Genomic DNA, 21,574 nt, shown 5'->3' with positions numbered 1-21,574 from the left:
AACGCGGCCGATGCCGCGTTTTTTGTTGTCGCATTGTTGTCACATTGCTATCGAAATCTCAGCTGTCCGGATCAATACCCTGCAGCAACAGCTGATTCATTTTGTAGACCGTGGTGAACCAGGCGAGCCCAACCGCCATGCGCTTGTCACCGGCCAGCGTCTGATTGCCAGCCAGGCCCTGACGAAAGCCGTTGGCCTGATCGATATCACGCTGATAGCGCCGGTACAGATTGGCGCAGGTGGCCTCGTCGCGCAGTTCATCCGGCAACCATTTCTGTTCGAATGCATGCAGCACGGCATCCTGCAAGGTGCCGCCGCGGGCGCACCAATCGCGATTCAACACTTCCCGGACATAGGCGACAAATTCGGTTTGCAGAAACGCCGAATTGATCGGTTGGATGGTTGGCTGGCTAGCTGATGGAATAGTCGGCCGGCTGGTGACCGTAGCCGCAGCCGGGCCACGCGACGGTGCCGTCGTGTTGCTGCCGGATTCGGCGCTGCGGCCAGCGAAGCGATTGGCCATGTCGGCCAGTTCTTGCCGCTCTTCGCTGCTGAGCTTTTCCGGATCGCCGGCTTGCTGCAGACGCGCGATCAAATCCCGGTAATGTCGCTGCTCGTCATGCGGCAGCGTGGTCAACCAATACTCCAGCGTGTTGTCAGCCGCCGCCATCGTCGGTGTCATCCGTCAAAACCCAATCGGCGCGCATTCTCGCATATTTGTTGCGGGCTGTGAGCGGCCCAAAAATAGGCAGGGCGGGTCGCCGTTGCCGGTGACCCGCCCTGCTGGTTTTGTTAACGGCGTGTGGCGATTGCCGCGTTCAGCGGCAATCAGCGCGCCAGTGCCTGACGGTAGGCATCTTCACCAAACGCTACCAGCTTGCCATCGCGGAATACCAGCGGGGTGGTTTCGTCACGGCTGGTATCGCCGTCCGACTTGGTCCGATGGGTGCGATAAAACCAGACCCGGTATTCGCCATCCTTGCCGGCGAAGGCTTCGCTGAATTCCGGCTCACCCAGCTTTTCCCGTACCGACTCGGTGCTCTGGCCGAGCGGCAGGTCGGCAATTTTTTCCCGCATCTTGCTGTCGCGGCGGCTGACGCTGTCACCGGTATCAAAACCATCCGGACCAATCGCGATGACGCAACCGGTCAAGGTGGTTGCCATCGCCAAAGACAGTGCCAACAGGGTCTTCTTCATCGTTGTTTCCTTTTCATCTAACGTTTGGTCAACTGCGCAGCGGCCGGTGAATGCCGCTGCTGCAAAAATCACTCATTACACATCTTGCAGTCGGCGGCGGGCATAGACCGCACCGGCCAACAGCGCTATCGACAACAGCAAACCGAACCAGAACTGGCCGTTGCCAAACACTTCCAGACCGTGGCTGTAGCTGGCAAACGGGTAGTGCTCGCCCATCTTGTCCATGTCACGCATGTCACCCCACAACAGCGTGGCCATGCCGACCAGTCGCTCGCCAATCCAGTCGGCAATGTATTCCGTGCCCGTCAGCAATTTCTCGACCAGCATCAGCACCAGCGGCAAGACAATGGCGAGCATCAGCGGACGCTTGGTCGTTGCCGACAACAGCAGGTTCAGGGCAAAGAACGGCAGAACCCACAGCATCATCAGCAGGTAATGAAAGTAGGACGACAGCCAGAACAGCGGCAGATGGCTCGGTGCCCATACCGTGCTCCAGGCACTGACGCCGACATACCAGCTCAGGCCCGTTGCAATCAGCATCCAGATCAGTTGGAACGCTGCCGCAGCCGCCAACACCACGGCGGGATACACCACCACGGCGGTCGCCAATTTTGCCAGCACCGTGTGCAGATCCGATACCGGCAGCGAGCGCCAGAAATAGATCGAGCGGTCCTTGCGGTCGTCATACAGCGCGGCCACACAGTAGAACGGCAAAATGATCAGCAGCAGCAAATCAAACGGCACCCGCAAGCCCATCAGACCGGCCTGCACCGCTTGCACGCGTTCGGTGTCGGTAAAGCTGTTCAGTTTTTCCGCCAACAGATCCAGCTTGAAAACTTCACCTTCCAGATGAATCTCCGGGGAATGGCCAATCTCATAGGCACCGCGGACAACGGCCCAGCAGCTCAGCAAGGCCAGCACGGCCGCAACAATGATCGGCGTCCAGACCAGACTGCCCTTGTTTTCCCACAGCTCACGCTTGATCAGCGTGCCAAAGGCTTTGGTATTCATACTTTTGCCTCCGTCATTTTGGCGACAAACACATCGGCAATGCCGGGTGTCCGCAGTTCGCCAAGGCCACGCAGTTGCTCGCGGGCGATATTTTCAAACATCAGCACATGGCGACCGAACACTTCCCGATCGCTGATCGGCTTGTAAGCGCGCGCCGCGTCCAGCTGTTCGCGCGGCACCATCACTTCGGTGTAGCGCTCGCTGACCGCGTCCATGGTGCCGTTCAACACCAGTCGGCCTTTGCTGATCAGCAGAATGTCGGTCAGCAGATGCTGCACTTCTTCCACCTGGTGCGTGGTCAGCACGATGGTGCGTTCACGCTCGTAGTAGTCGCCCAGCAGGGTTTCGTAAAACGCCTTGCGGTAGACAATGTCGAGACCCAGAGTCGGCTCGTCCAGAATCAGCAACTCGGCGTCGATTGCCAACACCAGCGCCAGATGCAACTGCGCCACCATGCCTTTCGACAGCGTGCCGATTTTGGCTTTGGCCGGGATGTTGGTTTTTTTCAACATCGCCTCGCAGCGCTCGCGGGAAAAGCGCGGATGCACGCCATCGACATAATCAATGGCCTGATCGACCCGCAACCAGCGCGGCAGAATCGCGACATCGGCGATGTAGGCAACCCGCTCCATCAACTGATCACGATGGGTACGCGGATCCAGCCCCAGCACCGACAGCTCGCCATCAACATCGGTCAAGCCGAGCATGGCCCGCAGCAAGGTGGTTTTGCCGGCGCCGTTGCTGCCGATCAAACCGACGATGCGGCCTTTCTCGATGGTGAAATCAACCTGATTCAGCACATCGGTTTTGCCGAACGCCTTGTGGATGCCACGGCCTTGCACCAGCACGTTGTTGTTGTGCACAGCACTTGCGGAACCGGTCATGCGGCACCTCCCGGGCTGCTGTTGAATGCCAACAGCTCTGCCGGCGTCAGATCCAGCAACTCAATGCGTTTCAGCACACGCGGCCACTCTTCGTCGAGGAATTGTTGGCGCAGCTGCGTTTTCAGTTTTTCCCGCGCGCCTTCGTTGACGTACAGGCCAAGCCCGCGTCGCTTTTCCACGATGTTCTCCTCGGACAATTCCTGATATGCCTTGCTCACGGTCAGCGGATTGATGCGGTAATCCGCCGCCACCTGCCGGACCGAGGGCAGGGCATCACCCGGGGCCAGCGCGCCTTCCAGAATCAGCAGCACGATACGTTCGCGCAGCTGCCGGTAAATCGGCGCTTCGTCACTCCACTCTGCTCGCATAGGCCTCCTTACTTGCTCTCAATCAGGCCCGGTTGGAACCGTTTCGCCTGGGTTGGGGGTGTCGCGCCCGTCCGGTCAATCGACCAGCCGGGCGCGAACGCTCGGGAAATTCAGCTCCAGAAACAAGGAGCCGCTACATCAGTTCGGTATTGCCTGCTCCACCGGTATTGCGACCACATTCGCCCTGTCCTTGGCTCTCCGTGGTGGTGTTGTAGTGAACTATAACACCGAGACTGTGACCGTTTGCCGGTGACTGTTACCAAAGGTAAACAGGGTCAGTCGGCGTAAACGTGGGGTCACGGCCCGGCAAGCGGCGCGGGCAACGAGGCCGGCACCAACGCGGCGACACGGTCTGGCCGGTAGCAATCCTTCAATCGCCAGCGCACGAACGTCCCGACTCGTGGTTGCCTGACGCCGCTGCCGCGCTCACAATGCCGGCCTCTGCCGTCCCCGGCGATTTTTGTAGCGATAGCCCGGTTGATGTCCCTGCCCGCCCTGCCCCGTCCTCAGGATCGGTTTGCTGCCGCCCTGCTTGCCTTGCTCAGCGTTGCCTGCCTCGTCGGCATCCTTGGCAGTTCACTGGCCTTGCTGGCCGGCATTGGTCTCGGTCTCTGGCTGGGCAACCCGGTCAAAGCGCAGACCCAGAAAGCCTCTGGACTGGTGCTGAAGACTGCCGTGGTTGGGCTCGGCTTTGGTCTGCCGCTGAATGTCGTGCTGGCAACAGCGCGCGACAGCCTGGCGCTGACCATCGCCACCATTGCGCTAGCGCTGTTGGCCGGCTGGTGGCTGGCGAAATGGCTGAAAGTGGAATCGGTGCTCGGCCAGCTGCTGGCGGCCGGCACCGCCATTTGCGGTGGCAGCGCAATTGCCGCCGTGGCGCCGGTACTGCGCGCCAAAAGTGAAACCATTGCGGTCGCAGTGGCGGTGGTGTTTCTGCTGAATGCGCTCGGTCTGGTGATCTTCCCGCCGCTGGGTCATTGGCTCGGTTTGACGCAGGCCGAATTCGGTTTGTGGGCCGCGCTCGCCATTCACGACACCAGTTCGGTAGTCGGCGCGGCCGCCAATTACGGCAACGAAGCGCTGGCCGTTGCGACCACCGCCAAATTGGCGCGCGCGATCTGGATCGTGCCGCTGGTCTTGCTGTTCGGCATCGTCAATCGCAGTCGCGATCAGCAAAATGCCTTTCCGCTGTTTATCTCGTTTTTTCTGCTCGCCAGCCTGATCCGGACCCTGGTGCCGGCCCTGGCCGACATCGCACCGCACATCACCAGTTTCGCCCGCGACCTGTTCGCCTTGTCGCTGCTGTGGATCGGCGCCGGCATCACCCGGACTACCTTGCGGAACTTGAGCATGCGGCCGCTGATACTGGCGGTCACCTTATGGCTGATTTTGGCCACCGGTTCGCTGCTGGCCATCGAGGCAATGCATCCGTGATAAATTCTTCGGTGACCGCCATGTTGCATTTCACCTTGCAGCGGCAAGCGCTGCTGCGCCACGACGAAAGCCAACTGCAACAGCTGCGCAACAGCAAAGATGCGCGCGTCCTTGGCATCTTCGATGACAAGCTGCCCATGCTGGCCGGCGAGCTGTTCCGGCCATTGCAGGAATTCAGCAGCCGCCAGCGTGCAGAAGCATTTTTTCTCGGGCTGTATGAAGGCCTGCCAACGTTTGCGCTGGCGCTCGACGAAGCCAATGCCGGCGGTTATCGGGATGCCGACTTCGACGATTTGCGGCCACGCGCGGGCTACCTGACCGCCGAACATCTGGCGATCGCCTGCGAAGCGAAAGCGCTGGTGCACTGGCATGTCCATCACCGGTTTTGCGCCGGCTGCGGCGCACCCACCGAGGTCCGCGAAGCCGGCCACAGCCGGCATTGCCCGAGCTGCCAGCGCAATCATTTTCCGCGTACCGATCCGGCAATTATTGTCGGGGTCACGCACGCCGACAAATTGCTGTTTGGCCGTGGCGCCAACTGGCCGGCCGGTCGGTTCGGCATGATCGCCGGTTTTGTCGAACCGGGCGAAAGCATGGAGCAGGCCGTCGCCAGGGAAGTGATGGAAGAAACTGGCATTTTGATCCGCAACGTCCAGTACGTCATGTCGCAGCCATGGCCCTCGCCGATGTCGCTGATGCTGGCGTTTTTTGCCGAAACCGATGACCCGCAACTGACCCTGCATGACAAGGAATTGGAAGAAGCGCGTTGGCTCAGCCGCGATGAGTTGGTAACCGCCGTCAGAAATGGCAGCATGAAATTGCCGACCCGCGCGTCAGTGGCTTACGGCTTGACCAAAGTCTGGTTCGAACAGCGCGGAGACTCGCTGGCAGACGCGCTGCCAAAGTAAGAGCCTGAACCACGAGTCCTGGTCCAAGAGGACTTATACACAAAAGTACTAGCCCGCAAGTAAAGGCCCGCGTGCCTGACCGCATTCGCCAGACCGATTTCTGCCAATAAAAAACGCCGTGCAAGCACGGCGTTTTTTTATTGCGGCAACGATCCGCTCAAGGCTCGCAGTTCTTGTCAGAGACCTGCCAGATCACCGGCTCCCAGAACTCGTTGCGATCAAACGGCTTCTTGGCATTGAATTTGGCGCCGACCCGATAAACCTTGTTGGCTTCCACCTCAACGGTCAACACCTTGCCGTAACCGCGATGGCGCGCCGGCACTTTCAATTCCGGGGCATCGATGAACTCATAGATGCGCAACTCGTGCTTGCCCGGTGCAAGCCGGTGCTCGCGGTTCTCCAGCAAGGTATTGCTGCTGTCGATGGCGCCGATGCGCGCCTCGTAAATATCCCGGGTTTCCGGCCCGTCAAAAAACGTCGAAACGGCGCCACAATTGCCTGCAATGGCCTGACTGGACACGGCCAGCATCACCAACGATGTCACGGTTAGGGCTCGAACCACGTTACACCTCGTCAACAAATACACCGGATGGACGCAGGCTGAGACCGTGGCGACCACAAAACAGTTCCGGCGCCACTGGGGCGCCGGACTGATACTGCTTATTCTTCTTCGCTGTCGTCGAACTCGTAGTCGTCGTACTCGCTGAGTGCGGCGCTCAGTTCGCGTTTTTCCCGCAACATCTCGATCTGACGCCAGCGCGGCGGATGCTTGGTGGCATCCGCATGATTGACGTTGACATTGACGTGAATGGTCTCGGTAGACTCCACCTCGACAAAGTCTTCGTCCAGACCTTCAATACCCGCCATACTGCCTACCTCAACGCAAAATGATGAAATTTCGGGCGAGCTATATACGGACTGGCGCGAACTTTGTCAACTGATGCTTTTATGACCAGCCCATCCGACTTGCACCAACGCCTGCTTGCCGTCATCGCCGCGATTCCCGCCGGCGAATGGTGCAGCTATGGCGAGGTCGCTCGGCGCGCGGGTTTGCCGGGTTATCACCGATTAGTGGCACGTTTGTTGGCCAGCCAACCGAACGGTGGCCGCCTGCCTTGGCATCGGGTCCTGCGGGCCGATGGCCGGCCCGGACTGGCAGAAGGCTCGGCCGGTTGGCGCGAGCAATTGCAGCGGCTGCGCGCCGAAGGCGTGCGCATCGAAAATGGCCGCGCCAAGAGGCCGCCGGAACCGGGCTGACACGAACCGGGCGTTGATGCCCTCGCCATGGCCTTTGCGCCACAGAGAAACGCGCTCAGCGCGCCGCTCGAACCGATTTCAGTGCGCTTATTCTCAGTGCACTTGTTCTCAGTGCGCTGATTTTCAGTGCACTACCGGCGCCACCAATAGCTCATCCATCGCCTTCAGCAAGGTAATCAATTCCCGCCGCGCGGCCATCTGGTCGCGGAAACAGACTTCGGCATAGGCCGCCAGACCCGAACCTCGCGGCAACTCTGCACCGGCGTCCAGCAGCGCCTGCATCCGCGGCAGAAAGACAAATTGCAGCCATTGCTCAATTGACAAGGTATCGACGCAGAACGGCAGCGTGCTGGCAAAACGCTCGACCGGCGGCGGTACCGCCGCCCAGCAGTCCAGCCGACGCAGTTCCTGCTGGATGGCACCCAGCAGGCGGGTGCACTCCTGCAGTTGCACCTCGGGGTGCAGGGAAACCGGGTTGTCGCCGTCAGATGCGCTCATCGTTCAACGCCCGTGGCATTTCTTGAACTTGTTACCCGAGCCGCAAGGGCAAGGGTCATTGCGGCCGACTTCCCGCAGCGGATTGCGGACCGGGGCCTGAACGTGATGGTGGTGATGATCGTGGTCATGGTCGCAATCCGGACCGTGCACATGTTCGTGCTCATGGTCGTGATCGCAATCCGGGCCGTGAACGTGCGGCTGGCCGTGCATGGTGAAGCTCCCGATTAAAAAAACTGCTGACAGGCCGCCATTGTCCCGTCCGGAGCGGTACCGACGCAAGCAACGCGCGGGCAACGCCAGCGCCACACCAGCCAGCGAGATGACATTCGTCATCTTCAACGGGTGACGGCTGGCACTGCCGCGCTGGCCCGGCGGCGCCGACACTGACGCCATCCGAACCGCGCCGCCGTAACCGGCCGGTTTCCCCCGCGTCAGCAAGGAGAACAGCTGACTTTGTTGCCACCTCTGTCCGCCACCAATTCACTACACAACAGAACCCATGCGAGATCATCATGCTGGAACTGGAAAACGTCAGTAAAGCGTACGCCGGCAAACGCGCCGTGCATCAACTCAGCTTGCAGATACGCGCAGGCGAAATCTTTGGCTTGCTCGGCCCGAACGGCGCCGGCAAAAGTACCAGCTGTGCGTTGATTACCGGATTGCTGGCGCCGGACAGCGGCAGCGTCTGCATCGCCGGCACCGATCCGCGCCAGCACACGGTGCGCCGGCGAATCGGTTTGGCGCCGCAAAAGCTGGCGCTGTACGAGCGGCTCAGTGCTCGCGCCAATCTGCAATTCTTTGCCTCGCTGTACGGCATCACCGGTCTGTCTGGTAACGAAGCCGTTGGCCAGGCGCTGGCGCAAGTGGGCTTGACCGAGCGCGCGGAGGATCCGGTCAGTACGTTTTCCGGCGGCATGCTGCGCCGACTCAATCTGGCCGGCGCCCTGGTGCACAACCCGGACCTGCTCCTGCTGGATGAACCGACTGCGGGCGTCGATCCGCAATCGCGCAGCCGCCTGTTCGACACTGTGCTGGCCTTGAAAGCCGCCGGCAAGACGGTGATTTACACCACGCATTACATGGAAGAAGCCGAGCGGCTATGCGACCGCGTCGCCATTCTCGACAACGGCCGGTTGCTGGCGCTCGATACGGTGCCGGCCTTGCTGCGGCAATACGGCGGCGCCAGCGAAATCGTGCTGCGCAATGGCCACGGTCAACGCCAGATCAGCACCACCGATCCGCTGGCAACCCTGCGCGAACTGCTGGCCACCGACACCAGCGCGGATCTGCTGGAGGTGCGGCCACCGACGCTGGAATCGGCGTTCCTGAATCTGACCGGCAAACATTTGAGGGACTGACGATGAACCATTCGATCGGCAAAACCGTGCTGTTGATGGCGCGCAAAGATTTTCAGTTGCTGCTGACCGACAAGGTCACGCTGTTTTTTACTTTTGTCTTCCCGCTGCTGTTTGCCCTGCTGTTTGGCGGCATGATGGGCGGCGGCAACAGTGGCCGGCAGATTTCCTTGGTGCTGGTGCAGGAAGATGCATCAAGTGCCGCGCAGGAGTTTGCCGGCTTGTTGAAAGCCGCGCCGGAATTGCAAATTACCGAGCAGGACCGGAGCACCGCCGCCGAGCAAGTGCGCAAAGGCGAAAAAACGGCGTATCTCATCATCCCGGCCGGTTTTGGCGAGCGCTGGCAAGCCGGTTTTGCCGGCACGTTCTCCGGTCAGGTGCCAACCGTGCAGCTCGGCGTGGATCCGGCACGCGAAGCCGAAGCGGGCATGCTGCAAGGTGTGCTGATGAAATACGCGGCAGAACGGTTCAAAACCTTGTTCGCTGGTGGCCCGGCCCTGCAGCAGCAAATGCAATCCTCGATTCAGCAAATCGAAACCAGCGCCGACATGCCAGCCGAATGGCGCAGCCTGCTGCTGGACTACCTGCCAAAAATGCAAACGCTTTTGGCGAAACAGGCTGAGGCGCCGACGGCCGCAAACCGCGCCAATGACGCCGGCTTTCTGCCACTGAAAATTGATGCCGAAGCCGTTGCCATCGAAAAGAAAGGTCCAGGCAATGCGTACGCCGTGCTGTTTCCGCAATCGATGATGTGGTCGGTGCTCGGCTGCCTGATGGGCTTCGGTGTGTCGCTGGTGCAGGAACGCAGCCGCGGCACGCTGCAACGGCTGCAGGCGGCGCCCGTCAATGCCGCCAGCATTCTGGCCGGCAAGGCACTGGCATGCGCACTGACCCAAATGGCGGTGATGAGTCTGCTGCTGGTAATTGCCCATGTCTTTTTCCGGGTGCCGTTACCGCATCCGCTGGCATTGATCGCGGCCGTGCTGGCCATCACGGTCTGCTTCAGTGGCATCATGACGCTGATGGCCGCCATCGCCCAAACCGAGCAAGCGGTCAACGGCATGGGCTGGGCGGTGCTGATGGTGCTGGCGATGATCGGCGGCAGCATGATTCCCTTGTTCCTGATGCCGCCCTGGCTGCAGACGGTCAGTCATATCAGCCCGATCAAATGGGGCATCCTCAGTCTCGAAGGTGCAATCTGGCGCGACTTCAGCAGCGTGGAAATGTTGTTGCCGCTGACGGTCTTGCTCGCCATTGGCCTGCTCGCCTATGGTGGCGGGGTCTGGCGATTCCGGCGCGAAACGCTTGCCGGCTGAATGAACGGCTGGAAAGCAAAACCGGAAACAGAAGCTGAACACGGGCGTCGGTTGATGAAATCGACTCGGCCCATCGCAATGACAACGGAGTGCAATGATGACCGACGAAAAACTGCCGGCAGCCACAGATAACAGCGATAAAGTGATTTACCGAATCACCATGGGCATTGTGGTGATACTGGTCGGCTTGTTGTTTCTGGCGAAGGAGCAGGGCTACAACCTGGATTTTCTCTGGATCAAGAACTGGTGGGCATTGTTCATCCTGATTCCAGCGGTGGCGATGTATGCCCGGGTGATCTCGCGGGTGCGCCGGGTCGGCCGGTTTGATGCCGATGCTGCCGGCACCTTGATTGGCGCGTTGTCGACCAGTCTGGTCGCGGGCCTGTTTCTGCTGGATCTGAATTTCGGCAAATGGTGGCCGGTGTTTGTGATTCTCGGTGGCGTGGCGATTTTGCTCAGCGCCTTCAGCCGGAACACCGAATCATGAACGCCCACCCGAGCTCGCTCATTCAGGCACTGCTATTGTTTGCGCTATCCGCTTGCAGCGCCTCGCAACCAGTCGCGTTGTCAGCGAAAACGCCGACCATGGTGACCACGGCTGAAACGCCGGCTGTTTCACCGAGTCTGGCAGCGAATGTCGTGGGGAATGCAGCACCTGCCGGGAAGCCTGCTCCCGAAACAACGCCCGCGACACCGCTCACAAAACCAAACCCGGACACGATCACCGATGGCAAGCCCGTCACAACGCCAGTTGCACCACGCAGCTTGCGCGACTATCAGCAAAGCCTCGGCAAGGCCTGTCAGCGTGACGCGGACTGTGTGGTCAAGAACGTCGGCAGTTGCTGTGGCTATCAGCCGCAATGTGTCCACAAGGACGTGCAAACGTTTCCTGAGCAGGTGAAAGCCTTGTGTGAAAAGGAAGGTCGCAGCAGTATCTGCGGCTTTCAGGAACCGGCCGGTTGCAGCTGCGTCAACAACCAATGCCGGAGCAGCGCCGGCAGCGGTCTCTGATCGGAACCGCTCATCATCGAGATCGCGGCAACAGTCGCGATCGTTTCAATCAAAGCTCTGCGGAAACATAGCTCAGCGAAAACTTAGACCAGCGAAAACCGGGCAGTGTCCTTTGCCAACTGTTCGCGTCAACTGGTCGTGTCAACCCGTCACATCAATTCGTACCGTCGGGATCGCCACCATAGTAGGCGCGTACCCGCGGATTCATCACCGCAAACCATAGCGGCGGCAGCCAGGCCAGCATCACCATGGTCGGGTAGCCGCCCGGCAGCTGTGGACTGTCATCGAAATGCCGCAAGATCTGGTAGCGCCGTTTGGGAAAGGCATGGTGGTCCGAATGGCGTTGCAAATGAAACAGCAACAAATTGCTCAGCCGATAGGATGAGTTCCAGGAATGCAGATGCGTCACCCGCTCGTAGCGGCCATCGGCCTGCAGGCGACGATGCAAGCCGTAGTGCTCGATGTAGTTGACCGTTTCCAGCAACACGATGGCGACCAGGCTCTGACCAAAAAAGAACAGCACGCCGTGCCAGCCGAACAACAGCGCCGCGGTCACGGCAAACACGCCACTCAGCGCGGTCCAAGCCACGCATTCGTTGCGCCAGGACCAGATCGGCAAGCCCTTCTGGCGCAGGCGAATCGCTTCCAGCCGAAAAGCATTGTGAACATTGCGGATAATCGCCCGCGGCACAAAACCGTAGACCGTTTCACCGTAGCGGGCGCTGGAGGCATCTTCCGGCGTCGAGACATGAACGTGGTGGCCGCGGACATGTTCAATCTTGAAACCGCCATAGCAAACGCTGGCCAATAAAATGCCACCGGTCCACTGATCGAGTTTCTCGTTCTTGTGAATCAGCTCGTGCGCCACCGTAATGGCCAATACGCTGCTGACGGTGCCAAATGAGACGATCCAGCCGAGCAGTGCGAGGCCACCCGGCAGCTGGACGGCAACGACAGCACCGCTAATCAGGCTGGCAAACTGCAGCGGCAGGCACAGCAAGGTCAGCGTTCGATACCATGGCTGGGTCGACAGCACGCGGCTTTGCTCTTCATTCGGGTTCAGTGTGTCTTTGCCAATTAGATAATCCAGCAGCGGCACCAAGCCAAACACCACGACCGGCGTCCAGAACATGAACAAGGTCGGGTAAGCACTGGCCGCACCGTGTCGCAAACTGAGCCACGGTAGCAGCAGTGGCAAAAACACCAGGGCAAAGCTCCACGCTTTGCGGTGCAGCGCTGGGGTAATGGCGTCTGTGGTGATGCTAACCGTCATGGACGTCTCCTTGCCGGACCGAACGTGATGAGCGCGACTATAGCACCGCCGCGATTGTTGTTTGCCAGCCACTGACTTACCCTTGCCAGCATGACAATGCCGACGGCTAACGCCGCGGCCGCCTCCGATTGAGATCTGTATCCCTATGCTCCAACAAGGACCGGCACACGAGCTGACCCCAATGCAGTCGACAACACCGGCGACCCGCACCGATGGCATCCTCTCGACCACGGTGATTGAACCCGCTGCTCGCACTTGTCCGAATTGCCAAACACCGATGCATGGCCCGTTCTGTTATCAGTGCGGCCAGCATGAGCGCTCGTCCTTGCGCCATGTCGGGCTGCTGTTCCGCGACTTTCTCGATGATGTGTTGAATCTGGATTCCCGGGCCGTCCGGACCCTGAAGCCTTTGCTGTTCCGGCCGGGCTTTCTGACCCTGGAGTTTTTCGCCGGCCGGCGCCAGCGCTATGTGCCGCCACTGCGACTGTATGTGATCGCCAGCCTGATCTTTTTTCTGGTGGCCGGGTTTCTGGTTTCCTCAAGCAACGGTGTCGTCGAGTTTGATGGCGGCGAAGCTGCCGCTAACAAACAGCCGACTCACCCAGCGCAAGGAAATGACGCGGAACAAGTGACGGACGGAAAATTGCCGAACGAGAAAGAGTTGCAGAACGAAGCCGAACTGCGCCAGGCGATGGCAGATCCCGAGCTGGCCAAGGCGCTGGAGCAGGCGCCTCCGGCCGTCAAGAAGATGCTGGCGCAAAAAGCGGCTGCCGGAGCCATACCGCCCGTCCCGGCGGTACCTAACAAGGAAAACATCGGCATCAAGATCGGCGAAGATGACGATGTGGTTGGTGCCCAGATCCCGGAGAACATTGAATTCCTGCCGGCGTTTGCCAATGAATGGCTGGCGACCACCAACAAGGAGTTGCGGGAAAAGTCCAAGAACATTCGCAATGACCCGCGCAAGCTGGTCACAGCCGTGCTGAGCGTATTGCCGCAGTCCATGTTTATTCTGCTGCCACTGTTTGCCCTGCTGCTGAAGCTGTTCTACCCGTTTGCCAATCGGCTCTACATGGAGCACCTGATTGTCGCGCTGCACAGCCATTGCTTTATGTTCTTCCTGTTTACCCTGCTGTTCAGCCTCAACTATGTCGTTCGTGATGCCACCGGTCTCGCGATTACCTTTCCGCTGGTTGAAGATGTGCTGGGTTTTGTCACCGGGACGTCACTTGTGCTCGGCGTGCCCAGCTATTTGTATCTGATGCAGAAACGGGTCTACGGCCAGAGTCATATGCTGACCGCATTCAAGTTTTTCATGATCGGCATTGTCTATGTGACGCTGCTTTCCATCGTGGTGGCGGTGGATATCGTGCTGGGGATTTTGCGGATGTAGTCTTGTCCAATAAAAAGGGCGCCAAACGGCGCCCTTTTCTTGTGCGATTGATTTAATGACCGGCGAGATTCTGAGGTTTTTGGCCAATCTCATCGACCCTTTTCTGCGGTGGATTTACCCAAATCACTTTTAACCCGCGCTCTCTGGCGGTCGCATTCACCAATGCCACCTTGTCAGCATCCGTCTGATACGAACTGGCAACCCGGGGCATGCTGCTACAACCTGCCACCAGTATTACCGCAGCCACAGCAACCACTACCCGTACGCTACGCATAACTACCTCCTTGCCGGAAAGAACTCACCACTATCGGAAGTCAGCGTAGGCCTCGGTAGTAACCCATGGCGGTTTACAAATGCACAGCCCCACTGTGCAGAATTTACATCTGCCGCCGTCCTCGGCAGCGCCTCAGCCGCTACTTCGGCTCAAAAATTACATAGTACTTATGCGCTGACTCAACAACTTGCCAAACCCCTTTGAAGCCGGCAGGAATAATGAATGCATCACCGGCACCAACCGTGGTCTGGACGCCGGCGGCATCGGTGATGGCGATGCGGCCACGGGTGACATAACAAAACTCATGTTCGGTATAGCTCACCCGCCAGGTGCCGGGCTCGCCGGTCCATTCGCCGGCGTGGAACTGGCCGGTGTCGTCGCTGTAGTGGTTTGCCACCGTCTGCTCGGGCGTACCGGCCAGGACTTTTTCAGCAGCGGGCAGAAATGCCTGCACCGACGAACGGGCAGCGGCGAACATCAAGACCGCCTGATTTTGCTGACTCATGAAGCAGGACTCCCCATTTCAGAATGATTCTGCGAACGGCCGGGTGACTCAGGCCACTTCGCCGCGCTGGATCCGCTCCCGGCGGGTCGGCAGGGCAAATACCGACGACAGCAGCAAGCCAATCACCAGGGAAATGCCAGCCAGGATCATCTGGAAGGCGATGTCGAGCCCGGCGACGACGTTCTGTTCCAGCAGTGCATGCAAGCTGCGAAAACCGACACTGCCCGGCACCAGCAGAATGATGCCGGGCACCAGCATGATCGAATTGGGCCGGTCAAAAATGAACCGGAACAGGTGCGACACCCCGCCAATGACAAACGCGCCACAAAACGCACCCGCGACCGGGCCAAGCAGGCTGCTGCCATAGCGTGCGCTCGAATAGGCAATGAGGCCCGCCAGCACCACCCAGATTCCATCGCGCATCCGGGCCTGAAACAAGGCAACAAAACCAAGACCGGCCAACAACACCGCGGGCCATTCCGTCCAGACCGGCAGCAGTTTCGGGGCGGTGTAGACGAGCTGCGGAAACAGCTTGACCCCCAACTGATCGCCAACGGCCACGCCAAAGCCCATCAAGACAAACAGAATCGCTGCGCCGGACAGGCGCGCGGTACCCGACACCAGATTCTGCGTTGCTAGTTCGGCGAGGCCCACAGTAATCATCAGCCCCGGCAACAGCACAATGACACCGGACACCAGCGTCGTGAACACCGAGGTGTGACCGAGAGCCGAAGCCAGGGCATAGGACGTCAACGCGGCCAGCAGCGCCGCCAAGGTCGGGAACATGTAGGTCCAGATCAGGCTGCGGGCGGTCCAGATCGCCAAGCCGCCAACCAGCACGCCGATCAGCAGCGACGACAGCATTTCAGCCCAATCGCCACCGAATACCCGCGCCACACCCGAGGAGACCAGACCAAAACTGAAAATCACCGCCCACTGACCCCAGCGCGGTGGTGCCGTGGTGATGGTCGCCAGTTCCTGCGCGGCCGCCGCGATGGCAATCTCGCCATGCAGCACACGCTCGGCCAGATCATGGGAACGGGTCAGTTTTTCCAGATTGATATCACCCGGCGCCACCCGGATAACGAAACTCGAATGCCGGTCCGGCTCAAACAGCGACAGCGTGATCATGGTCGGCAGCGAAAAACACTCCAGACCAAAGCCCAGCTTTTTCGCCACATCATTGATGATGCGTTCGAGCTCGTAGGCCGGTGTGCCGTAAGTGTGCAAGGCTTTCGCCAGCCGCAGCACAAAACCGGTCGGCGTATCTGCAGCGGGCCAGCGGGATTCATCGATCATTGCCCATCCGCCTCTGGTTTCCGCAGAGCGGGTAATTGCGACAGCTTCGCACGCGCCTGCCTGTCCGCTTCTCGCTCAGCCATTTCAGCCTCAGTAAACCATCCTTGCGCGACACGATAGTCATACAGTGCTCCGTAACGACTATTCATGACGACCGCTTTTCGCTCTGGCTCCGACAGCAAGTTGAACAAGGGCAATCGATGCTCAAGCAACATGGTAAACAGCATGCCGCGCTCGCTACCGCCTTCCAGATCGCAGGCGCCATCTTTTTCGTTCCAGACATCCGGTAACGAAGCTGCCAGCTCCTGCAATAGTGTCCTGCAGGTGATCTGCTCCAACGGGTCACCCAGCTGCCGTGAAACATGATGAGACCAAACACCTGTATTCAAATCCAGTTTCGACAAACCTAAATCACCACCAACCCACAGCTCGTCGCGTACCCGACCTAAGCCGTTGAAGCGAGCTTGGCAGGGTCCAGGCTCACTCACACGTGCCATATTGGGCAGCGTAATCAAATCGTCCGAAGACCAGTCATATCGAATGAGCCCACCTGACGGTTGTGTCGTACCTTCGGTTTCATATTCAGAGAGCAACCAGACGATTTCGCCATCGACCACCAAATCGGTAATTGAATCAGTTGCAAAGCCATGAGCGCGTCGAAATTCCCAGCTCTTTTGTGTCCGGTTATAACGCCCCAGTCCGCCGAGCTCACGAACGCCCTCACCGTGATAGACCTCAAGACCAAAATAGACATACTCGCCGCTAATGAAGCAACTGCTAACACCTTGCACCAACGGCGAACCCCATGACTCGTATTCTTGCGTGAGCACCTCTGGGCGATAACGCACAAAATCGGTTCGGGATACATCCGGCAGTTCGGTCAACAATTCTTTGCAGGCAGCGAACCGGTCATTCCGACCAGAAAGGAATCGCTCAGGATAGCGGTGTGCCCACACACTCTCGCCATTCTCATTTGGATAAACATAAATTTTTGGCAGTGAGGCTTCAAATACACAGCCATAACCTGCACTGGCCAATTCGGCCGTCAGAAAAAATCCAATAACGGCAACCCGCATCAAAACAGATTCGACATCCATGCCAGCTCACCCCTAACTGCGGAAAATAAAATAGACGGCCCCGAGCAGGCAGATGGCCGCCCACAGGTAATCCCATTTGAACGGTTCGTTCATGTAGAACAAAGCGAACGGGACAAAAACGCTCAGCGTGATCACTTCCTGCAGGATTTTCAGTTGGCCGAGATTCAATTCGGTGTAACCGATGCGGTTGGCCGGCACCTGCAGCAGATATTCAAACAGCGCAATGCCCCAGCTGACCAGTGCCGCGACATACCAGGGCTTGCTACTGAGATTTTTCAGATGCCCATACCAGGCAAACGTCATGAACACGTTCGAGGCGATCAACAGCAACGTGGTCTGCAGCAGAACAGGCATTGACGATGGCTCGGTCAAATACGGAGAAGTGCCGGGATTAAAGCCGAGCCCTGCTGGAAAAGCAAACACCGATGGCTGCGGCAGCGGCCATCGGTGTTTTCAGAACAAACATCGGCTTTATCGTGGCCGGCGTGACCGCAGCGAACCCGGTCCGTGCTAACGGCTCAAACCGGCAGCGTCAACAAGACCGGTTCAACACGCATCGCGCATCAGGCATCACACATCAGGCAGAACAAGCGCTCAGCGCGTGCGTTTGCCTTTGCCAGCCGGCTTGCCTTTGTTGGCCGTTTTGCCAGCCGTACGACTGCCACCGCGTTCGCTCGCGCTGCGAGCCGAACCGGAGCGCGATGAGGCATTGGCCGACTTGCCAGCGGTACGGGCGGCCGGCTTGGCCGCCGTTCTGCTGCGTGTCTCGCCACTGCGTGCGGAACCGCGCGCTGAGTCGCTGCGCGATGCACTGCTCTTGCCCACTCCGGTACGGCTGGTGGTGCGAGTTCCACTCGCGCGGCTCGGCCGATCTGACGCAGTGGCCGAGCGGCTACGAGCCGGCCGGTCACTGTCGGCTGCGCGGCTGCGCGCCGAACGCGGGCTGTCTTCGGTACGCCGATCGTCAGTACGACGGCTGTCACTACGAGTGCCGCGTGTACTAGCCGCTGTTCTGGCGCCTGTCGGCTTGGCACTGCGGCGGCGCGGCGCTTCGTCTTCACTGCTGCGTGCGGCTGCTCGGGGCGCGCGGCGCGGCGCCTCATCGTCCGCACTGCGCGTGCGACTGACCGTGCGCGTGGACCGACGTGGTGCCGCCTCGTCGTCATTGCGCTCGGCGTACGACGTTGACCGGGCCAGACCGGTGCGGGTTGCGGTACGGCCGGACGCGCTGCGGCTGGTTGGCGCACTGCGAGTTGAGGCACTACGGGTTGAGCTACTGCGAGATTCCGTATCGCGAGCGGTACTGCTGCGTGTTTCGGCACTGCGTGTCGACGCAATGCGGGACGCTGCAGAGCGAGCGCCCGGCGCGACCGGACGTGCGCGAGTCTCGTCCGTGGCAGCGCTGCGAGTGCGGGTGCGTGGCGTGTCGCGTTCATCACCATCGGCGCGCGTGGCAGCGGTTTTACCGCCAGCACGCTTGGCTTTTTCTGCGGCTTTTTCCTGAGCAATTTTACGCAGCTCGCTTTCACGCAGCGTGCGCTTGCCCGACAAGCGGCCTGAGCGGCCACTGAATTCAACGCCAGCGGATTCGGCTTCGCGGCGCCGACGCAACAGCTCGGCGGCACGCTCCACCCGATCCAGCGGCAGCTCATCGGCCTTGCTGCCGATCACTCGCGGTTTGCGACTGCTGACTGGCGCGACGTCGTCATCGAATGCGTCATCACCGTCAGCGCGGCCACGCACCGGCTCACTGCGCCGGGATTGCTGGTAATCGCGGCGCCGTTCGGCACGCGGTGCCTGCGGTTCAATGCCAACCGCTTCGCACAGACGATCAGATTCTTCCAGCGTCAGCAAGCGGTTCATGCCTTGCTTGAGCAAAGGGTCCAGCGACACCGGGCCATAGCGAACACGGATAAGACGCGATACCACCAGTTGCAGCGACTCGAACATCCGGCGCACTTCCCGGGTCCGGCCTTCGGACAAGGTCACGTGATACCAGCGGTTGGTGCCGCTACCACCGCGCGATTCAATGCTGTTGAATTTGGCCAGGCCATCTTCCAGCACCACCCCTTCGAGCAATTGCTTGCGCTGCGAAGGCTTCAACTCGCCCAAAATCCGCACCGCGTATTCGCGCTCGACTTCGTGCGACGGGTGCATCAGGCGGTTGGCCATTTCGCCATCGTTGGTGAAAATCAGCAGACCGGAGGTGTTCAAATCAAGCCGGCCGATAGCAACCCAGCGGCTGCCACGCATCGGCGGCAAGCGATCGAAAACGGTCGGCCGACCTTCCGGATCCTTGCGGGTGGTCACTTCGCCTTCCGGCTTGTGATACATCAGGATTTTACGGTTGACCAAGGATTCCGGGATCAGCTTCAGCCGGCGGCCATCGAGTTTGACTTCATCTTTCGGTTCGACACGGGTGCCGAGCAAAGCCGGATAGCCATTGACCATCAGGCGGCCATCTTCAATCCAGGTTTCGATTTCACGACGGGAACCGAGGCCGGCACGGGCCAATACTTTTTGCAGCTTCTCGCTCATGGCGATTTCCTTCTTTCAGCGTGCATTGCACGCACTTTGCGGGACGATCCGTCTGCTCACGCAGAGGGAGTGTTTTATATAAATCATGAGGCGGTTCATGTGTCGCAGAACCACCTGCCTTTGCCGGTCACGGCGGTGGATCCGCTACGCTTGATCCACCCTACTCGGCTCGTCTTCAGCTACGCGACTATCGCCTTGGCCGATGATGCTCACAGCTCTCCTGCTTGACTACTCGCGCAGGAGACACCTGTTTGCAGTGGACCGCAACGATCAGCACTGCGAACAGTAATGAAGAAAGGTATCAATGCACCGACGGGGTCGGCAGCACCACATCCGGTTCCGGAATGCCGGCTTCATCCATCGCCGCTTCAATCGCCTGTTCTTGTTCCATCCGGGCAACTGCTTTTTCGACTTCGGCATCCTGCTCGACTTCAGTCTTGACGGTCTGCCGCGCTTCTTCGAAGTTCAGTTCGACGTTCAGGCTGTCAAAGTCTTTCAGTTCGGCCAGTGACGGTAACTGGTCCAGACTCTTCAAATTAAAGTAGTCGAGAAATTGCCGTGTCGTCGCGTACAGCGCCGGCCGGCCGGGTACATCGCGGTGGCCGACGACCCGGATCCAGTCGCGCTCCATCAGGGTCTTGATGGTCTGGGTGTTGACGGTGACACCGCGTATCTCTTCGATTTCCGAACGGGTAATCGGCTGCTTGTAGGCGATCAGTGCCATCGTTTCCAGCGTTGCGCGGGTGTATTTCTGCGGCTTTTCATCCCACAGCCGGGCTAGGTACTGGGCCAGTTCCTGTTTGGCGGTGAACCGGTAGCCGGAGGCGATTTCTTTCAACTCGACGCCACGAGTCTGGCACTCGACCCGGATGCGCTCCAGCGCTTTCAAAATATCGGTCGGGCTTGGCCGTTCGTGTTCATCGAACAGCGCCGACAGCTCGTCCAGTCCGAGCGGGCGGCCGGCAACCATCAACGCGGCTTCGAGAATTTGCGCCAGCCGCTCTTCGGCCGGCGGAAACACCTCAACCGGCAGCACTTCGTTGATTTCGACTTCGTTACTCATTGGATTTTCGCCCTGACGTGGATCGGTCCAAACAATTCGGATTGAATGATTTCCACCAGCGACTCGCGTGACAGCTCCATGATGGCCAGGAAGGTCACGACTACGCCCATGCGGCCTTCAGCCGGAGTGAACAGCGCCGGGAAATCGGTGAAATGCACTTGCGACAATTTTTCCAGAATCGCACTCATTCGTTCGCGCACCGACAGTGGTTCCATCGCGACGAAGTGGGATTGGGTCAGCTCGACCCGCTTCATGACATCGCGCAGCGCCAGCAGGATTTCTTTCAGCTCGACATCCGGTACCGGCTTGACCAGATCCAGATTCGGCAGGTCGGTGCTGGCAACCCAAACGTCTCGACCGATACGTGGCATCGCATCCATGTCTTCGGCCGCTTTCTTGAAGCGTTCGTATTCCTGCAAGCGGCGCACCAGCTCGGCACGCGGGTCTTCTTCTTCGCCGTCTTCGCTCGGCGGCCGTGGCAGCAGCATGCGCGATTTGATTTCGGCCAGCACGGCGGCCATCACCAGATAATCCGCTGCCAGTTCCAGATTGAACGCCTTGACCATCTCGACGTAATCCATGTACTGGCGGGTGATCTCCAGCATCGGAATATCGAGGATGTCGAGGTTCTGCCGGCGGATGAGATACAGCAGCAAATCCAGCGGACCTTCAAACGATTCCAGAAACACCTGCAGCGCATCCGGCGGGATGTACAGATCTTTCGGCATCGCGGTCAGCGGCAGACCATGGACCAGCGCAAACGGCATTTCTTCCTGCACACCTTGCGGCGGCGTGGCGTCCGCTGGCACTGCTACCGGTTGTTGTTCTTCGCCTGTGGTCATTCTTGGTTCTCAATGTTCTTGGCGCACGCGCCAAGCCTTAATACGTTTGCA

General features: G+C 59.5%; 25 protein-coding genes. 8 read left to right on the top strand and 17 right to left on the bottom strand.

Annotation, left to right across the window (positions count from 1 at the left end):
- Positions 1-58 precede the first annotated feature (58 nt).
- From HPT27_RS08790 to HPT27_RS08770, 5 genes are all read right to left on the bottom strand, one after another.
- The gene (locus HPT27_RS08790) at positions 59-682 is read right to left on the bottom strand and encodes a hypothetical protein (protein ID WP_172241879.1); all 624 of its coding nucleotides are present in this window, start codon (positions 680-682) and stop codon (positions 59-61) included.
- Between the two features lie 146 nt (positions 683-828).
- Positions 829-1,197 (bottom strand): DUF3192 domain-containing protein, encoded by a 369-nt coding sequence (locus tag HPT27_RS08785; RefSeq protein WP_172241876.1) that lies wholly within the window; start codon positions 1,195-1,197, stop codon positions 829-831.
- A gap of 75 nt (positions 1,198-1,272) precedes the next feature.
- Entirely contained in the window at positions 1,273-2,208 is a 936-nt protein-coding gene (locus HPT27_RS08780) for a hypothetical protein (protein ID WP_172241873.1), read from the bottom strand.
- A complete protein-coding gene (locus tag HPT27_RS08775) occupies positions 2,205-3,092 on the bottom strand; it encodes an ABC transporter ATP-binding protein (RefSeq protein ID WP_172241870.1) in 888 nt (295 codons plus the stop codon). The genes HPT27_RS08780 and HPT27_RS08775 overlap by 4 nt, the downstream gene beginning before the upstream one ends.
- A complete protein-coding gene (locus HPT27_RS08770) occupies positions 3,089-3,460 on the bottom strand; it encodes a GntR family transcriptional regulator (protein ID WP_172241867.1) in 372 nt (123 codons plus the stop codon). The genes HPT27_RS08775 and HPT27_RS08770 overlap by 4 nt, the downstream gene beginning before the upstream one ends.
- A gap of 480 nt (positions 3,461-3,940) precedes the next feature.
- On the opposite strand from HPT27_RS08770, the gene HPT27_RS08765 reads away from it, so the two are divergent.
- Positions 3,941-4,894: a YeiH family protein gene (locus HPT27_RS08765; RefSeq protein ID WP_172241864.1), complete on the top strand. Its 954-nt coding sequence runs from the start codon at positions 3,941-3,943 to the stop codon at positions 4,892-4,894.
- Between the two features lie 20 nt (positions 4,895-4,914).
- Positions 4,915-5,802: an NAD(+) diphosphatase gene (gene nudC, locus HPT27_RS08760; protein ID WP_172241861.1), complete on the top strand. Its 888-nt coding sequence runs from the start codon at positions 4,915-4,917 to the stop codon at positions 5,800-5,802.
- Between the two features lie 157 nt (positions 5,803-5,959).
- Here the strand turns inward: nudC and HPT27_RS08755 are convergent, their stop codons facing one another.
- Both HPT27_RS08755 and HPT27_RS08750 read right to left on the bottom strand, forming a co-directional pair.
- Positions 5,960-6,364, bottom strand: coding sequence for a hypothetical protein (locus tag HPT27_RS08755; protein ID WP_172241858.1), 405 nt, complete (start codon positions 6,362-6,364; stop codon positions 5,960-5,962).
- A 98-nt stretch (positions 6,365-6,462) separates the two neighbouring features.
- The gene (locus HPT27_RS08750) at positions 6,463-6,669 is read right to left on the bottom strand and encodes a hypothetical protein (protein WP_172241855.1); all 207 of its coding nucleotides are present in this window, start codon (positions 6,667-6,669) and stop codon (positions 6,463-6,465) included.
- Between the two features lie 81 nt (positions 6,670-6,750).
- On the opposite strand from HPT27_RS08750, the gene HPT27_RS08745 reads away from it, so the two are divergent.
- On the top strand, positions 6,751-7,059 hold the full coding sequence (locus tag HPT27_RS08745) for an MGMT family protein (RefSeq protein ID WP_172241852.1): 309 nt from the start codon (positions 6,751-6,753) through the stop codon (positions 7,057-7,059).
- 123 nt (positions 7,060-7,182) lie between these two features.
- Here HPT27_RS08745 and HPT27_RS08740 read toward each other — a convergent pair whose 3' ends face one another.
- On the bottom strand, positions 7,183-7,557 hold the full coding sequence (locus tag HPT27_RS08740; RefSeq protein WP_172241849.1) for a YqcC family protein: 375 nt from the start codon (positions 7,555-7,557) through the stop codon (positions 7,183-7,185).
- 3 nt (positions 7,558-7,560) lie between these two features.
- The gene (locus HPT27_RS08735) at positions 7,561-7,767 is read right to left on the bottom strand and encodes an SEC-C metal-binding domain-containing protein (protein ID WP_172245201.1); all 207 of its coding nucleotides are present in this window, start codon (positions 7,765-7,767) and stop codon (positions 7,561-7,563) included.
- Positions 7,768-8,069: 302 nt separating this feature from the next.
- Here HPT27_RS08735 and HPT27_RS08730 point away from each other — a divergent pair, with 302 nt between their 5' ends.
- The 4 genes from HPT27_RS08730 (at position 8,070) to HPT27_RS08715 (ending at position 11,239) form a co-directional block, all read left to right on the top strand.
- Positions 8,070-8,915 (top strand): ABC transporter ATP-binding protein, encoded by an 846-nt coding sequence (locus tag HPT27_RS08730; protein ID WP_172241846.1) that lies wholly within the window; start codon positions 8,070-8,072, stop codon positions 8,913-8,915.
- Positions 8,916-8,917: 2 nt separating this feature from the next.
- Positions 8,918-10,228 (top strand): ABC transporter permease, encoded by a 1,311-nt coding sequence (locus tag HPT27_RS08725; protein ID WP_172241843.1) that lies wholly within the window; start codon positions 8,918-8,920, stop codon positions 10,226-10,228.
- A 94-nt stretch (positions 10,229-10,322) separates the two neighbouring features.
- Complete coding sequence (locus HPT27_RS08720) at positions 10,323-10,715, top strand: hypothetical protein (RefSeq protein WP_172241840.1); 393 nt, start codon at positions 10,323-10,325, stop codon at positions 10,713-10,715.
- The gene (locus tag HPT27_RS08715; protein WP_172241837.1) at positions 10,712-11,239 is read left to right on the top strand and encodes an RAD23 family protein; all 528 of its coding nucleotides are present in this window, start codon (positions 10,712-10,714) and stop codon (positions 11,237-11,239) included. The genes HPT27_RS08720 and HPT27_RS08715 overlap by 4 nt, the downstream gene beginning before the upstream one ends.
- 154 nt (positions 11,240-11,393) lie before the next feature.
- On the opposite strand, the gene HPT27_RS08710 is transcribed toward HPT27_RS08715, so the two are convergent.
- Positions 11,394-12,512: an alkane 1-monooxygenase gene (locus tag HPT27_RS08710; protein ID WP_172241834.1), complete on the bottom strand. Its 1,119-nt coding sequence runs from the start codon at positions 12,510-12,512 to the stop codon at positions 11,394-11,396.
- 181 nt (positions 12,513-12,693) lie between these two features.
- On the opposite strand from HPT27_RS08710, the gene HPT27_RS08705 reads away from it, so the two are divergent.
- Positions 12,694-13,905: a DUF3667 domain-containing protein gene (locus HPT27_RS08705; protein WP_172241831.1), complete on the top strand. Its 1,212-nt coding sequence runs from the start codon at positions 12,694-12,696 to the stop codon at positions 13,903-13,905.
- 413 nt (positions 13,906-14,318) lie between these two features.
- Here HPT27_RS08705 and HPT27_RS08700 read toward each other — a convergent pair whose 3' ends face one another.
- From HPT27_RS08700 to HPT27_RS08670, 7 genes are all read right to left on the bottom strand, one after another.
- Complete coding sequence (locus HPT27_RS08700) at positions 14,319-14,684, bottom strand: cupin domain-containing protein (protein ID WP_172241828.1); 366 nt, start codon at positions 14,682-14,684, stop codon at positions 14,319-14,321.
- Positions 14,685-14,732: 48 nt separating this feature from the next.
- Positions 14,733-15,983 (bottom strand): threonine/serine exporter family protein, encoded by a 1,251-nt coding sequence (locus tag HPT27_RS08695; RefSeq protein WP_172241825.1) that lies wholly within the window; start codon positions 15,981-15,983, stop codon positions 14,733-14,735.
- The gene (locus tag HPT27_RS08690) at positions 15,980-17,080 is read right to left on the bottom strand and encodes a hypothetical protein (RefSeq protein ID WP_172241822.1); all 1,101 of its coding nucleotides are present in this window, start codon (positions 17,078-17,080) and stop codon (positions 15,980-15,982) included. The genes HPT27_RS08695 and HPT27_RS08690 overlap by 4 nt, the downstream gene beginning before the upstream one ends.
- Positions 17,081-17,092: 12 nt before the next feature.
- A complete protein-coding gene (locus HPT27_RS08685; RefSeq protein ID WP_172241819.1) occupies positions 17,093-17,434 on the bottom strand; it encodes a DMT family protein in 342 nt (113 codons plus the stop codon).
- Between the two features lie 240 nt (positions 17,435-17,674).
- Positions 17,675-19,618, bottom strand: a complete 1,944-nt coding sequence (gene rluB, locus HPT27_RS08680; RefSeq protein WP_172241816.1) for a 23S rRNA pseudouridine(2605) synthase RluB — start codon at positions 19,616-19,618, stop codon at positions 17,675-17,677.
- 301 nt (positions 19,619-19,919) lie between these two features.
- Positions 19,920-20,681, bottom strand: coding sequence for an SMC-Scp complex subunit ScpB (gene scpB, locus HPT27_RS08675; RefSeq protein ID WP_172241811.1), 762 nt, complete (start codon positions 20,679-20,681; stop codon positions 19,920-19,922).
- The gene (locus HPT27_RS08670) at positions 20,678-21,523 is read right to left on the bottom strand and encodes a segregation and condensation protein A (protein ID WP_172241809.1); all 846 of its coding nucleotides are present in this window, start codon (positions 21,521-21,523) and stop codon (positions 20,678-20,680) included. Before HPT27_RS08670 ends, scpB begins: the two co-directional genes overlap by 4 nt.
- Between the last annotated feature and the right edge of the window lie 51 nt (positions 21,524-21,574).

The sequence above is a fragment of the Permianibacter fluminis genome, from assembly GCF_013179735.1.
Lineage (GTDB): Bacteria > Pseudomonadota > Gammaproteobacteria > Enterobacterales > Permianibacteraceae > Permianibacter > Permianibacter fluminis.
The sequence above is the reverse complement of the archived record's forward strand: the minus strand, read 5'-3'. Positions and strand labels throughout refer to the sequence as shown.

Coding starts and splice junctions, on each gene's coding strand:
- HPT27_RS08790 (WP_172241879.1), bottom strand. CDS start 682: ATGACACCGACGATGGCGGCGGCTGACAACACGCTGGAGTATTGGTTG.
- HPT27_RS08785 (WP_172241876.1), bottom strand. CDS start 1,197: ATGAAGAAGACCCTGTTGGCACTGTCTTTGGCGATGGCAACCACCTTG.
- HPT27_RS08780 (WP_172241873.1), bottom strand. CDS start 2,208: ATGAATACCAAAGCCTTTGGCACGCTGATCAAGCGTGAGCTGTGGGAA.
- HPT27_RS08775 (WP_172241870.1), bottom strand. CDS start 3,092: ATGACCGGTTCCGCAAGTGCTGTGCACAACAACAACGTGCTGGTGCAA.
- HPT27_RS08770 (WP_172241867.1), bottom strand. CDS start 3,460: ATGCGAGCAGAGTGGAGTGACGAAGCGCCGATTTACCGGCAGCTGCGC.
- HPT27_RS08765 (WP_172241864.1), top strand. CDS start 3,941: ATGTCCCTGCCCGCCCTGCCCCGTCCTCAGGATCGGTTTGCTGCCGCC.
- nudC (WP_172241861.1), top strand. CDS start 4,915: ATGTTGCATTTCACCTTGCAGCGGCAAGCGCTGCTGCGCCACGACGAA.
- HPT27_RS08750 (WP_172241855.1), bottom strand. CDS start 6,669: ATGGCGGGTATTGAAGGTCTGGACGAAGACTTTGTCGAGGTGGAGTCT.
- HPT27_RS08745 (WP_172241852.1), top strand. CDS start 6,751: ATGACCAGCCCATCCGACTTGCACCAACGCCTGCTTGCCGTCATCGCC.
- HPT27_RS08740 (WP_172241849.1), bottom strand. CDS start 7,557: ATGAGCGCATCTGACGGCGACAACCCGGTTTCCCTGCACCCCGAGGTG.
- HPT27_RS08735 (WP_172245201.1), bottom strand. CDS start 7,767: ATGCACGGCCAGCCGCACGTTCACGGCCCGGATTGCGATCACGACCAT.
- HPT27_RS08730 (WP_172241846.1), top strand. CDS start 8,070: ATGCTGGAACTGGAAAACGTCAGTAAAGCGTACGCCGGCAAACGCGCC.
- HPT27_RS08725 (WP_172241843.1), top strand. CDS start 8,918: ATGAACCATTCGATCGGCAAAACCGTGCTGTTGATGGCGCGCAAAGAT.
- HPT27_RS08720 (WP_172241840.1), top strand. CDS start 10,323: ATGATGACCGACGAAAAACTGCCGGCAGCCACAGATAACAGCGATAAA.
- HPT27_RS08715 (WP_172241837.1), top strand. CDS start 10,712: ATGAACGCCCACCCGAGCTCGCTCATTCAGGCACTGCTATTGTTTGCG.
- HPT27_RS08710 (WP_172241834.1), bottom strand. CDS start 12,512: ATGACGGTTAGCATCACCACAGACGCCATTACCCCAGCGCTGCACCGC.
- HPT27_RS08705 (WP_172241831.1), top strand. CDS start 12,694: ATGCAGTCGACAACACCGGCGACCCGCACCGATGGCATCCTCTCGACC.
- HPT27_RS08700 (WP_172241828.1), bottom strand. CDS start 14,684: ATGAGTCAGCAAAATCAGGCGGTCTTGATGTTCGCCGCTGCCCGTTCG.
- HPT27_RS08695 (WP_172241825.1), bottom strand. CDS start 15,983: ATGATCGATGAATCCCGCTGGCCCGCTGCAGATACGCCGACCGGTTTT.
- HPT27_RS08690 (WP_172241822.1), bottom strand. CDS start 17,080: ATGGATGTCGAATCTGTTTTGATGCGGGTTGCCGTTATTGGATTTTTT.
- HPT27_RS08685 (WP_172241819.1), bottom strand. CDS start 17,434: ATGCCTGTTCTGCTGCAGACCACGTTGCTGTTGATCGCCTCGAACGTG.
- rluB (WP_172241816.1), bottom strand. CDS start 19,618: ATGAGCGAGAAGCTGCAAAAAGTATTGGCCCGTGCCGGCCTCGGTTCC.
- scpB (WP_172241811.1), bottom strand. CDS start 20,681: ATGAGTAACGAAGTCGAAATCAACGAAGTGCTGCCGGTTGAGGTGTTT.
- HPT27_RS08670 (WP_172241809.1), bottom strand. CDS start 21,523: ATGACCACAGGCGAAGAACAACAACCGGTAGCAGTGCCAGCGGACGCC.